The sequence below is a fragment of the Pseudomonas sp. SLBN-26 genome (assembly GCF_006715895.1).
GTDB lineage: Bacteria > Pseudomonadota > Gammaproteobacteria > Pseudomonadales > Pseudomonadaceae > Metapseudomonas > Metapseudomonas otitidis.
In genome coordinates this window covers 3,942,727-3,954,993 of sequence record NZ_VFOB01000001.1, presented here as the reverse complement: position 1 = coordinate 3,954,993, position 12,267 = coordinate 3,942,727, and the positions used below count along the sequence as shown (strand labels likewise).

At 68.0% G+C, this 12,267-nt stretch carries 9 protein-coding genes; 3 read left to right on the top strand and 6 right to left on the bottom strand.

Features of this window, described 5'->3' with window-relative positions:
• Positions 1–143: 143 nt before the first annotated feature.
• Positions 144–878 carry a substrate-binding periplasmic protein gene (locus tag FBY21_RS18225; RefSeq protein WP_142012740.1) on the top strand — a complete coding sequence of 245 codons (735 nt, stop codon included), beginning with the start codon at positions 144–146 and terminating at the stop codon, positions 876–878.
• Between the two features lie 30 nt (positions 879–908).
• Here FBY21_RS18225 and FBY21_RS18220 read toward each other — a convergent pair whose 3' ends face one another.
• The 3 genes from FBY21_RS18220 to mdtD all read right to left on the bottom strand — a co-directional run bounded on the left by FBY21_RS18220 (position 909) and on the right by mdtD (position 5,096).
• Entirely contained in the window at positions 909–2,141 is a 1,233-nt protein-coding gene (locus tag FBY21_RS18220; RefSeq protein WP_074967277.1) for a diguanylate cyclase domain-containing protein, read from the bottom strand.
• 75 nt (positions 2,142–2,216) lie between these two features.
• Positions 2,217–3,617 (bottom strand): ATP-dependent RNA helicase DbpA, encoded by a 1,401-nt coding sequence (gene dbpA / locus FBY21_RS18215; RefSeq protein ID WP_301308360.1) that lies wholly within the window; start codon positions 3,615–3,617, stop codon positions 2,217–2,219.
• Between the two features lie 66 nt (positions 3,618–3,683).
• A complete protein-coding gene (gene mdtD, locus FBY21_RS18210; protein ID WP_074967279.1) occupies positions 3,684–5,096 on the bottom strand; it encodes a multidrug transporter subunit MdtD in 1,413 nt (470 codons plus the stop codon).
• Positions 5,097–5,219: 123 nt separating this feature from the next.
• Between mdtD and torT the strand changes: the two genes are divergently transcribed.
• Positions 5,220–6,251 (top strand): TMAO reductase system periplasmic protein TorT, encoded by a 1,032-nt coding sequence (gene torT, locus FBY21_RS18205; RefSeq protein WP_142012738.1) that lies wholly within the window; start codon positions 5,220–5,222, stop codon positions 6,249–6,251.
• A gap of 34 nt (positions 6,252–6,285) precedes the next feature.
• Here the strand turns inward: torT and betA are convergent, their stop codons facing one another.
• Positions 6,286–7,971, bottom strand: a complete 1,686-nt coding sequence (gene betA, locus FBY21_RS18200) for a choline dehydrogenase (RefSeq protein ID WP_142012737.1) — start codon at positions 7,969–7,971, stop codon at positions 6,286–6,288.
• 101 nt (positions 7,972–8,072) lie between these two features.
• A complete protein-coding gene (betB, locus tag FBY21_RS18195; RefSeq protein ID WP_044409245.1) occupies positions 8,073–9,545 on the bottom strand; it encodes a betaine-aldehyde dehydrogenase in 1,473 nt (490 codons plus the stop codon).
• 363 nt (positions 9,546–9,908) lie between these two features.
• Here betB and FBY21_RS18190 point away from each other — a divergent pair, with 363 nt between their 5' ends.
• Positions 9,909–11,444, top strand: coding sequence for a BCCT family transporter (locus FBY21_RS18190; RefSeq protein WP_044409272.1), 1,536 nt, complete (start codon positions 9,909–9,911; stop codon positions 11,442–11,444).
• A gap of 91 nt (positions 11,445–11,535) precedes the next feature.
• On the opposite strand, the gene betI is transcribed toward FBY21_RS18190, so the two are convergent.
• Positions 11,536–12,126 carry a transcriptional regulator BetI gene (betI, locus tag FBY21_RS18185; RefSeq protein ID WP_044409242.1) on the bottom strand — a complete coding sequence of 197 codons (591 nt, stop codon included), beginning with the start codon at positions 12,124–12,126 and terminating at the stop codon, positions 11,536–11,538.
• Positions 12,127–12,267: the final 141 nt, after the last annotated feature.

The window sequence follows — 12,267 nt, the reverse complement described above, 5'->3', positions numbered from 1 at the left end:
CGACATGCCGCGTTTGTGCAGCGGCTGGCGCCGGTGGGCATGCCGGGGGCAAGTGATTGGCCGGCGCACCTGCCCGCGTCGGTCTACCCTGAGAGGGCGGCTCAATGGCGTGCTGCCGTCCCTGCCAGGAAGTGGGACTTTCGATGACCAAGACCCTTCGCTTGCTGTTCCTGCTCTCGCTGCTGGGTGCGTCCGGCCTGCGCGCGGACCCGCTGCGGCTGGTCGGCGACGTCTGGCCGCCCTTCACCGATGCGCGCATGCCGGGCAATGGCGTGGCCGTGCAACTGGTGGAGGCCGCGCTGCAACGTGCCGGCTACGCCACGGAGTACGTGGAGGTGCCCTGGGCCCGGGTGCTGCGGGGCTTGCAGACCGGTGACTACGACGTGGTGGTGAGCGCCTGGTACGAGGATGCCCGGGCCGTCTACGGCCTCTATTCCGAGCCCTACTTGGTCAACCGCATCCGCTTCGTGCAGCGACGCGGCAGCGGCCTTCGCTACACGAACCTGGACGACCTGCTGCCCTACAGCCTGGCGGTGGTGCGCGGCTACGCCTATTCGCCGGCCTTCGACCAGGACACCCGCCTGAAACGGGTGCCGGTGGTGGGCTTCGAGATGGGCGCGCGGATGGTGGCGGCGGGGCGGGTGAACCTGACCCTGGAGGACGAGCTGGTGGCCCGCTATCACTTCGGCCGCGAGCTCAAGGGCATCCGCGATGAGCTGGAGTTCCTGCCGCAGCCGCTGTCGGAGAACAACCTGGCGATCCTCGTGCGGCGCAGCCTGCCGCAGCACCGTGAGGTGGTAGAGCGCTTCAACCGGGCCCTGCAAGGGATGCGCGAGGACGGCACCTACCAGCGCATTCTTGAAGGGCAGGGGCTCTGAGCGCCTGGTGCAGCAAGGACTTGGAGGGGGTCAGAGCAGGGTGCGCCCGCGCCCCTGGCTCTTGGCTTCGTAGAGGCGCTGGTCGGCCTTTTGCAGCAGCGCTTCCAGCTCCTCCGGCTCGCCGTGGTAGACCCCGGCGCTGAACGACAGCGGCGGTGCCTCGTTGGCATAGCGCAGCCGTGCGCAGTTGCGTCGCAGCTGGTCCAGCGTGGCCTGCACGGTGGCCCCGTCGGCGTCGCTGAGCAGGGCGAACTCCTCGCCACCCAGGCGGCCCAGCACGGCATCGGGGAAGCTGTGGCGGAACACCTTGGCGAACATCACCAGAGCGGTGTCGCCGCTGGCGTGGCCGTAGTCGTCGTTGATGCGCTTGAAGAAGTCCAGGTCGATCATCGCCACGCTGATGGGCTGGCTGTTGCGCCGGGCCTGCTGCAGGCGTTCGGCGCACTGCTCGTAGAACGCGCGGCGGTTGAACAGCTCGGTGAGCGAGTCGTACAGCGCGGCCTGGCGCAGGGCCTTGAGCATGTCCCGGCGCTCCAGGCTGAACATCACCCGGCAGTTCAGCTCCTCGGTGCAGAAGGGCTTGCGCAGGAAGTCGTCGGCGCCGTGCTTGATGAACATGGCGCTGAGCGAGCCCTTGGTGTCGGCCGACAGGCCGAGGATGATCAGCTCGTTGCGGCGCATCTTCTGGCGCAGGGTCTTCACCAGTTCGAAGCCGCTGATGCCGGGCATGCCGTGGTCCACCAGCAGCAGGTCGATGTCGGTCTGCTCCTGGAGGATGCGCAGGGCTTCGTCGCCGTCGCAGGCCTCGATCACCTGGTACTGGTGCGGTGTCAGCACCCGGCGGACGAACTTGCGGGTGGCGTCGGAATCCTCGGCCACGAGGATCTTCACGCCACGGTTGCGCTCCAGGCGGTGCAGCAGGCGGAAGGCGTACTCGTAGGAGTGCTGGCTCTCCTTGAGCACGTAGTCCACCACGCCCTTGAGCAGCAGGCTGTCGCGGCGCTGCTCATCGTAGGAGCCGGTGAGGACGATGCAGGGCACGGCGTGGCGCAGCACCAGGTCGACCACTTCGCCGTCCGGCGCGTCGGGCAGGTTGAGGTCGACGATGGCGCCGAAGAACAGCGCGGCCGAGGTTTCCAGCAGCACCTCGGCCTCGGCCATGCTGGCGCAGAACAGCGGCTGCAGGTCCGGCTCCTGGCGGAACAGGTGCTCCAGGATCTTCAGGACCAGCGGACTGTCTTCGATGACCAGAATGTTGCGCACTACTTGCTCCATTGCCTCGACGACGGGCACGTTGTCGCCAGCGCTGTGTTTCGATCGATCCGTTCCGGGGTGTCGCTAGAGGAGGCGCACCTTGAAGGCACGCCCCTTGATACGGCCTTCCGCAAGACGCTGGAGCGCCTGGCGGGCGATGCTCCTGTCCACGGCCACGAAGGCCTGGAAGTCGAAGATGGCTATCTTGCCCACCTGCGTACCGGGAATTCCAGCCTCGCCGGTGAGTGCCCCGAGGATGTCCCCGGGGCGAACCTTGTCCTTGCGCCCTCCACTGATACACAGCGTAGCCATAGGCGGCAGAAGCGGCTCGCGATTCTTCACCACCCGTTCATCCAGGCGCTGCCAGTTCAGCGGCGCCTGTTGCAGGGCCTCGATGGCCGAGGCGCGGCTGGCCTCGGCCGGGGCCACCAGGCTCAGGGCCAGGCCCTTTTCCCCGGCCCGGCCGCTGCGGCCGACGCGGTGGATGTGCACCTCGGCATCGCGGGACAGCTCGACGTTGATCACCGCTTCCAGCCCGGCGATGTCCAGGCCACGGGCGGCGACGTCGGTGGCCACCAGCACGCAGAGGCTGCGGTTGGCGAACAGGGTCAGCACCTGGTCGCGGTCGCGCTGCTCCATTTCGCCGTGCAGGCTTTGTGCCGAAATGCGCAGGGACTGCAGGTGTTCCACCAGTTCCTGGCACTGCTGGCGGGTTTGGCAGAAGGCGATGCAGGACTGCGGGCGCACGTGCATGAGCAGGTGGGCCACGGCCTCGAAGCGCTGGCGCGGGTCGATCTCGAAGAAGCGTTGCTCGATCTGCTGGTCGTCGTGCCGCGACTCCACCTCGACCCGCTGCGGATCACGCAGGAAGCGCGAGGCCAGGCGGCCGATGCCGTCGGGGTAGGTGGCGGAGAACAGCAGGGTCTGGCGCTTGGCCGGGGTCATGCTGACGACTTCCTCGATGGCCTCGATGAAGCCCATGTCGAGCATGCGGTCGGCCTCGTCCAGCACCAGGGTGCGCAGGCCATCGAGCACCAGGCTGCCCCGGCGCAGGTGCTCAAGCACACGGCCCGGGGTGCCGACGACGATGTGTGCGCCGTGCTCCAGGGAGCCGATCTGCGGCCCCAGCGGCATGCCGCCGCACAGGGTGAGGATCTTGATGTTGTCGGCCGCGCGGGCCAGCCGGCGCAGTTCCTTGGCCACCTGGTCGGCCAGCTCGCGGGTGGGGCACAGCACCAGGGCCTGGCAGCCGAAGAAGCGCGGGTTGAGCCCTTCCAGCAGGCCGATGCCGAAGGCGGCGGTCTTGCCGCTGCCGGTCTTGGCCTGGGCGATGAGGTCGCGGCCCTGGAGGATCACGGGCAGGCCGAGGGCCTGGATGGGCGTGGTCTCCCGGTAGCCGAGGGCCTCGAGGTTGGCCTGCATGGCGGCGGACAGGGGAAGGCTGCTGAAGGGTAGGGTGCTCACGGAGGGGGCCTGGTGGGTCATCTGGGCGCGCAGTTTAGCAGGATGAAGAGTCATCACCGCCGGCCGATGGCGACCGGCGGCGGGGTTTCAGTGGCCGCCATCGTCCACCGGGCGGACTGCGCGGCCACTGTCGGCGGGCAACTGCAGGAAGATCGCCGCCGCCATCAGGGTCAGCACGCCGACGCACAGGTAGGTGGCCTGGAAAGCCTCCAGCACGCTCTGGGCGTCGGGCTTGCCAAAGCCGCCGAGCAACGCGGCGGCCACGGCGACGCCGAGGCTCATGGACAGCTGCATCACCACCGAGAGCAGGCTGTTGCCGCTGCTGGCCTGCTGGTCGTCGAGGTCCAGCAGGGTCACGGTGTTCATGGCGGTGAACTGCATCGAGTTGACCGCGCCGAGGGCGGCGAGCTGGGCCAGCAGCACCGGGTAGGGCGTGCTGGCGTCCACCAGGGCCAGGCTGGCGATCAGGCCGCCGAGCAGGGCGGTGTTGCCCAGCAGCAGGCGGCGGTAGCCGAGGCGGTCCAGCAGTGGCTTGGCCAGGGGTTTGGCGAGCATGGCCGAGAGCGCCAGGGGGATCAGCGTCATGCCCGCCTGGGCCGGGCTGAAGCCCAGCGCCACCTGCAGCAGCAGCGGGGTGAGGAAGGGCAGGGCGCCGCTGCCCAGGCGCGAGAACAGGTTGCCGAGGATGCCGGCGGCGAAGGTGCGGGTGCGGAACAGCGAGGGCGGGAACAGCGGCCGCTCGATCTGCATGGCGTGCAGCCAGTAGGCCGCCAGGCAGGCGATGCCGGCGAACAGCAGGAGCATCACCCGTACGTGGGGCAGGTGCAGTTCGCCCAGGCCTTCCAGGGCGATGGTGATCAGCACCATCGCCGTGCCGAACAGCAGGAAGCCGCGCAGGTCCAGGCGTACCGGGCCGCTGCTGCGCAGGTCGGGCAGGAAACGCCCGGCGGCGTAGGCACCGAGCAGGCCCACCGGCAGGTTGATGAGGAAGATCCAGTGCCAGGTGGCGTATTCCACCAGCCAGCCGCCAAGGGTCGGGCCGATCAGCGGGCCGAGCAGGCCGGGCAGGGTGACGAAACTCATGATCCGCACCAGCTCGGTGCGCGGGTAGCTGCGCAGCACCATCAGCCGGCCCACGGGCATCATCAATGCGCCGCCCAGGCCTTGTACCACCCGCGCCACCACCAGTTGGCCGAGGGTGGTGGAGAGGGAGCAGAACAGCGAGCCGAGGGTGAACAGCAGCACCGCCCCGAGGAACACCCGGCGGGTACCGAAGCGGTCCGCCAGCCAGCCGGAGGCGGGGATCAGCAGGGCCACGGTGAGCATGTAGGCGATCACCACCGACTGCATGCGCAGCGGGTCCTCGGCGAGGTCGCGGGCCATGGTGGGCAGGGCGGTGTTGAGGATGGTGCCGTCCAGGGCCTGCATGAAGAAGGCGATGGCCACGAGCCAGGGCAGCAGGCGGGCGGTGCGGGGATCGAGGGGGTGGGAGCCGGGCATGGGAATCCTCAAGCGGATGACCCGGGGACTTTAGGCCTGTAGGCGAAGGCTGTCATCCACCGTGGCATGCGGGCTGCTAGGCTCTTTGCGAATCCCCCTCGCGCTTGCTAAGGACTGGCTTCGATGCGGATCTGCTGTGCGCTGCTGCTGTCCTGGCTGGCCCTGGTACCTTGCCAGGCGGCGGAGTGGTTTCCCGTGCCGGTGATCGCTGACGGACAGGCTCGCGATTACGTGCCGCTGGAGCGTGCCAGCCGGCCCTGGCGCGTCTGTACCTTGCTGCCCCATGGCATCGACCGTTACTGGTGGGGTGTGGCCTGGGGGCTGTCCGAGGAGGCCCTGCGGCAGGGCGTCCAGCTGGGGATCTATGAGGCCGGCGGCTACCAGTTCCCGGATGTGCAACGCGCGCAGTTGAGCCGGTGTGTCGAGCTCGGTGCCGATGCCTTCATCATCGGGGCCATCGAAGCGCGGGGGTTGTGCGACGAGATCCGGCAGCTGCAGCAACGCGGCACGCCGGTGATCGACCTGGTCAATGGCATCGAGTGCGCAGGGGTGACGGCCCATTCGCGGGTGGATTTCGCCGACATGGCCAGCGTGGCGGTGGCGTACATCCGGGCACGCGCGGGCAGTTCACCGGTCCGCATCGGATGGCTGCCCGGGCCCCGTGATGCCGGGTGGGTGCTGGATGCCGAGCGGGGCGTTCAGCAAGCTATCCAGGGGGCGTCGGTGAGCCTGGCGGAAGGCGGCTACGGCCCGGTTGATCGCACCACCCAGGCGGCGCTGGTGCGCCAGTTGCTGGCGCAGGAGTCTCACCTGGACTACCTGCTGGGCAATGCGGAGGCGGCAGCGTTTGCGGCGAGCCTGGTCAAGGTGTCGCCGTCGCGCTTTCCGACCCAGGTGGTGTCGCTCTATGCCACGGAGCGGGTGCTGGATGAGGTCCGCCAGGGTCAGGTACTGGCGGCGCCCACGGATTCGCCGGTGATCCAGGCGCGAATTGCCATGGACCTGGCCGTGAGGGCACTGGAGCACAGGGAGGCGGCGACGTGGGTGAGTCCGCGCATCCAGATGCTCGACCGGGTGGCTCTGGATCACTTCGACATCAGCCGGCTGATGCCGCCGGAAGGGCATTGGATGATCCGGCAGGAGCTGCCGGAATAGACGCGGGGGCGGCGTGAACCGCCCCCGCGGAGGGTCAGCTCGCCTTGCGCTGCGGCTCGGTGCGCACGGGGGCGTCACCGGCGACGTAGTACGCGGCGGTGCTGCGCGGCAGCGGTTGGCGACCGCGGATTTTGTCGGCGATCTTCTCGGCCATCATGATGGTGGTGGCGTTGAGGTTGCCGGTGATGATCTCCGGCATGATCGACGCGTCCACCACCCGCAGGCCTTCCATGCCGTGCACGCGGCCCTGGCCATCCACCACCGCCATGTCGTCGGTGCCCATCTTGCAGGAGCAGGAGGGGTGGAACGCGGTTTCGGCGTGGTTGCGGATGAATTCGTCCAGCTCGGCATCGCTCTGCTTGTCCGCGCCCGGGCTCAGCTCGCGCCCGCGGTAGGGGTCGAGGGCCGGCTGGGCCATGATCTCGCGGGTGATGCGGATGCCGTCGCGGAACTCCTGCCAGTCCTGCTCGTGGGACATGTAGTTGAACAGGATGCTCGGGTGCTGGCGCGGGTCGCGGGACTTCACGTGGATGCGGCCGCGGCTCGGCGAGCGCATGGAACCCATGTGCGCCTGGAAGCCGTGCTCCTGCACGCCCTTGCTGCCGTTGTAGTTAATCGCCACCGGCAGGAAGTGGTACTGGATGTTGGGCCAGGCGAACTCGGGGCGGGTGCGGATGAAGCCACCGGCCTCGAACTGGTTGCTGGCGCCCAGGCCCTTGCCGAGGAACAGCCATTGGGCGCCGATGGCCGGCTGGTTCCACCACTTGGTGGCCGGGTAGATGGAGACCGGCTCCTTGCAGGCGTACTGCAGGTACAGCTCGAGGTGATCCTGCAGGTTGGCGCCGACGCCGGGCAGGTCATGCACCACCGGTATGTCGAGGCCGCGCAGCAGGTCGCTGGGGCCGACGCCGGAGCGTTGCAGCAATTGCGGCGAGGCGATGGCGCCGCTGCAGACGATCACTTCGCGGCGGGCGTGGGCGGTGATGCGCTGGTCGCTGTCGCCCTGGAGGTAGTCGACGCCGATGGCGCGCTTGCCGCTGAACAGCACGCGGTCGGTCAGGGCATGGGTGACGATGGTCAGGTTCGGGCGGTTGCGCGCCTGGTCCAGGTAGCCACGGCCGGTGGCGGCACGGCGGCCTTCCGGGGTGACGGTGCGGTCCATGGGGCCGAAGCCTTCCTGCTGGTAGCCGTTGAGGTCATCGGTACGCGGGTAGCCGGCCTGCACGCCGGCCTCGACCATGGCGTGGAACAGCGGGTTGTTGCCGTTCTTCGGCGTGGTGACGCTCACCGGGCCGTCGCCGCCATGGTAGTCGTTGGGGCCGATGTCGCGGGTCTCGGCCTTGCGGAAGTAGGGCAGGCAGTCGAGGTAGGTCCAGTCTTCCAGGCCCGGGGCCTTGGCCCAGCTGTCGAAGTCCAGGGCGTTGCCGCGGATGTAGCACATGCCGTTGATCAGCGAGGAACCGCCCAGGCCCTTGCCGCGCCCGCATTCCATGCGGCGGTTGTTCATGTAGGGCTCGGGGTCGGTCTCGTAGGCCCAGTTGTAGCGGCGGCCCTGCAGCGGGTAGGCGAGGGCGGCGGGCATCTGGGTGCGGAAGTCGAAGCGGTAATCGGGGCCGCCGGCTTCCAGCAGCAGGACGCTGACGTCGGCGTCTTCGGTCAGGCGGGTGGCCAGTACGTTACCGGCCGAGCCGGCACCGACGATGATGTAGTCGAATTCCATGGGTCATCCTCCGGATGGGCTGCGGGCTACAAGCGCCGGGCCGCGCCGTGTGCGGCGCGCGGGCTTGCAGCCGAGTCGCTTGAGGCTTGCGGGGGCTGGGCTCAGAACACCGAGGCGTAGTCGCCGAGCTCCACCTGCACGGACTTGATGCGGGTGTAGTGGGCCAGGGTGGTGATGCCGTTCTCGCGGCCGACGCCGGATTGCTTGTAGCCACCCACCGGCATTTCGGCGGGGGACTCGCCCCAGGTGTTGATCCAGCAGATGCCGGCTTCCAGCTTGTGGATCACGCGGTGGGCGCGGGCCAGGTCGCGGGTGACGACGCCGGCGGCCAGGCCGTAGTCGGTGTCGTTGGCGCGGCGGATCACTTCGTCTTCGGTCTCGTAGGTGAGGATGCTCATCACCGGGCCGAAGATTTCCTCGCGGACGATGGTCATGTCGTCGGTGCAGTCGGCGAACACGGTGGCGGCCACATAGGCGCCCTTGGCGAACTCGCCTTCGGTCACGCGCTCACCGCCGATCACCAGGCGCGCGCCTTCCTTGCGGCCGGCCTCGATGTAGCCGAGCACGCTTTCCATGTGGGCGAAGCTGGTCAGCGGGCCGAAGTTGGTGCTGGCCTGCTCCGGGTTGCCCAGGCGGATGCGCTTGACGCGCTCGACCACCTTGGCTTCGAAGGCGGCAGCCAGGGACTTGGGTACGAACACGCGGGTGCCGTTGGTGCAGACCTGGCCGGAGCTGAAGAAGTTGGCCATGACGGCAATGTCGGCGGCGCGGTCGAGGTCGGCGTCGTCGAAGATGATCAGCGGCGACTTGCCGCCCAGTTCCATGGTCACTTCCTTCAGCGAGGAGCTGGAGGCGCTGGCCATGACCTTCTTGCCGGTGGAGGTGCCGCCGGTGAAGGAGATCTTCTCGATCAGCGGGTGCTCGGTCAGCCACTGGCCGACTTCACGGCCGCTGCCGGTGAGCACGTTGAACACGCCGTCCGGGACGCCGGCTTCGGTGTAGATCTCGGCCAGCTTGAGGGCGGTCAGCGGGGTGACTTCGCTGGGCTTGAAGATCATGGCGTTGCCGGCGGCCAGGGCCGGGGCGGACTTCCACATGGCGATCTGGATCGGGTAGTTCCAGGCGCCGATGCCGGCGACCACGCCGAGCGGCTCGCGGCGGGTGTAGACGAAGCTGGTCTCGCGCAGGGGGATCTGCTCGCCTTCCAGGGCGGGGATCAGGCCGGCGTAGTACTCGATCACGTCGGCGCCGGTGACGATGTCCACCGCCTGGGTCTCGGCCAGGGGCTTGCCGGTGTCGAGGGTTTCCAGCGCGGCCAGCTCATCGTTGCGCTCGCGGAGGATGTCCACGGCACGACGCAGGATGCGCGAACGCTGCATGGCGGTCATGGCGGCCCAGACCTTCTGGCCCTCGACGGCGCTGGCAACGGCGCGCTCGACGTCGTCCTTGCTGGCGCGCTGGACGTTGGCCAGGACTTCGCCATTGGCGGGGTTGATGGTCTCGAAGGTGGCGCCGCTGGTGGCTTCGACGTAGCGACCGCCGATGTAGAGCTTCTGTTCTTCGAATCGGGCCATGGGGATTGTCCTCTCAGGTCTCGTTACGCAAGGCGGGGTGCCTTTGTGCACCCCTTTCTCGTGATTCCAGGACGGCAAAGGGCCGCCCGATCAGGGTGAAAACGAGCCTACTTTATTTTTATTGAACGTTCAAACAACAAAGAATAAGCTGCGCGGCATGGACCGATGTGCGGCAGTTCGCCGCACCCTGTCCAGGCCGCAATGCAGAGGCTTCGCCGGGGTTCATGAGCGGGTCGGGCAGGGCGGCGCGGGTCTGTGGTTGCGCCGACAGGCGCGTGCCTTAACTGCCTTGGAGCTCTGCTGTCCATGAGTACCGCCTCTTCCCACCACGGCCACGGTGTGCAGCCGCGGCTGAATCCCGTGGTGTTCTTCGGATCGACGGCGTCGATCCTGCTGCTCACCCTCGTGCTGATCCTCTTCCCCGAACAGGCCGGCCTCTGGCTCGGCAAGGCCCAGGCCTGGCTGTCCCGCAGCTTCGGCTGGTACTACATGCTGGCGATCGGTGCCTACCTGTTCTTCGTCCTCTACGTGGCCTTCTCCCGCTACGGCAACCTGCGCCTGGGGGCGGACGGCGAGCGTCCGGACTTCAGCTACGGCGCCTGGGCGGGGATGCTGTTCTCCTCGGGCATCGGCATCTCGCTGCTGTACTTCGCGGCGTCCGAGCCGCTGGATCACCTCTACAACCCGCCGGAAGGCGAGCCCGGTACCCAGCACGCCGCACGCCAGGCGCTGCAGCTGACTTTCCTCCACTGGGGTGTGCACGGCTGGGCGATCTATGCGCTGGTGGGCCTGGCCGTCGGCTACTTCGCCTACCGCCACAACCAGCCGCTGGCATTGCGCTCGGCGCTCTACCCGCTGTTCGGCGAACGCCTGATGAAGGGTTCGGTGGGCAATGCGGTGGACTGCTTCGGCATCTTCGTCACCCTGCTGGGCCTGGTGACCAACCTGGGCATCGGCTCGCTGCAGGTCTCCTCCGGCCTGGAGTACCTGTTCGGCTACCCGCACAGCCAGACTGCGCTGCTGGCGGTGATCCTGGTGATGAGCCTGGTGGCGACCCTGGCCGCTGTGTCGGGCATCGAGAAGGGCATTCGCCGGCTGTCCAACCTGAACATCATCCTGTTCAGCGGCTTGCTGCTGTTCGTGCTGCTGGCAGGCAATACCCTGCACCTGCTCAACAGCCTGGTGCAGAACCTGGGCGACTACCTCAACGGCCTGGTGCTGAAGACCTTCGACCTCTACGTCTACACCGGCCAGAGTGGCAAGAGCGAAGCCTGGATGGGCCTGTGGACCCTGTTCTACTGGGCCTGGTGGATCTCCTGGGCGCCCTTCGTCGGCATGTTCATCGCCCGTATCTCCCGTGGCCGTACCGCCCGTGAGCTGGTGTGCGGGGTGATGCTGATCCCGCTGGGCTTCACCCTGGCCTGGCTGTCGGTGTTCGGCAACAGCGCCCTGGACCTGGTGATGCAGCAGAACGCCGTGGAGCTGGGCAAGGCCGCGCTGGAGCAACCGTCCATGTCCATCTACCTGCTGCTGGAGCACTACCCGATGGCCAAGGTGGTGATCGGCCTGTCCATCTGCGTGGGCTTCGTGCTGTTCCTCACCCCGGCCGACTCCGGCTCGGTGATGCTGGCCAACCTGTCCCGCAAGGGCGGCGAACTGGACGAGGACGCGCCGAACTGGCTGCGCATCTTCTGGTCCGTGGTGATCACCCTGGTGACCATCGGCCTGCTGTTCGCCGGCAACTTCACCGCCATGCAGACGGTAGTGGTGCTGGCGGGGCTGCCGTTCTCGGTGGTGCTGCTGCTGTACATGTTCGCCCTGCTCAAGGCGATGCGCGCCGACCTCGACGGCGAAGCCCTGGAGCGCCGTTCACCGGTTTCGGTCCCCGGCCCGGTCTGACCGGCCCGCAATGCGAAACGCCCTGGGGGAAACCCCGGGGCGTTTTCGTTTCAGGCGGGTAGCACGTCGTTGGGTAGCGCGGGAAACGGGGTCAGCGGGCGGCCTTGGCCAGTTGCTGGTCCAGGTAGTCGTAGGCGATGTGCAGGGACTGCCGCGTGTCGACGTCGCCGGAGAGGGCGCTGCGCAGCCATAACCCGTCGATCAGCGCGGCCAGGCCACGGGCGGCCGCACGCGCGGTCTGGACGTCCAGCACCCTGCGCAGCTCGCAGCACAGGTTGGAATAGAGGCGGTGGTCGTTGACCCGCTGCAGGCGGCGCAGGGAGGGGTGGTGCATGCTGGCGGCCCAGAAGGCCAGCCAGGTCTTCATGGCCGGGCCGTTGACCTGGCTGTCGTCGAAGTTGCCCTCGATGATCGCCCGCAGGTGGGCGCGGGGGCTGCCGTCCACCAGGGCGGCGCGGCGCTCGCGCACGGCGGTGCTGAGGGCCTGCATCAGGTGGCGCATGGTGGCCTCTAGCAGGCCGTTCTTGTCCTTGAAGTAGTGGCTGATGATGCCGTTGGAAACACCGGCGAGGCGCGCGATGTAGGCGATGCTGGCGTCGGCCATGCCGACCTTGTCGACGGCCTCGAGGGTGGCATGGATCAGTTGCGAGCGGCGGATCGGCTGCATTCCGACCTTGGGCATCGGGGATTTCCACCATTTTGTGTGGGTATCGGGAAGGCGGAGTCTAGGGCGTAATTAATTGATTGATCAATCAGCGTCGTCGTCGCAGGCGGGAAGGGGCCGAGGTGCCCGGTGATGGGGCGGTTTTGCCCTGCAGGGCAT

Excerpts from the sequence above, each read along its gene's own strand:
- betB (WP_044409245.1), bottom strand. The coding sequence starts at position 9,545 with ATGGCCCGATTCGAAGAACAGAAGCTCTACATCGGCGGTCGCTACGTC.
- dbpA (WP_301308360.1), bottom strand. The coding sequence starts at position 3,617 with ATGACCCACCAGGCCCCCTCCGTGAGCACCCTACCCTTCAGCAGCCTT.
- torT (WP_142012738.1), top strand. The coding sequence starts at position 5,220 with ATGCGGATCTGCTGTGCGCTGCTGCTGTCCTGGCTGGCCCTGGTACCT.
- betI (WP_044409242.1), bottom strand. The coding sequence starts at position 12,126 with ATGCCCAAGGTCGGAATGCAGCCGATCCGCCGCTCGCAACTGATCCAT.
- mdtD (WP_074967279.1), bottom strand. The coding sequence starts at position 5,096 with ATGCCCGGCTCCCACCCCCTCGATCCCCGCACCGCCCGCCTGCTGCCC.
- betA (WP_142012737.1), bottom strand. The coding sequence starts at position 7,971 with ATGGAATTCGACTACATCATCGTCGGTGCCGGCTCGGCCGGTAACGTA.
- FBY21_RS18225 (WP_142012740.1), top strand. The coding sequence starts at position 144 with ATGACCAAGACCCTTCGCTTGCTGTTCCTGCTCTCGCTGCTGGGTGCG.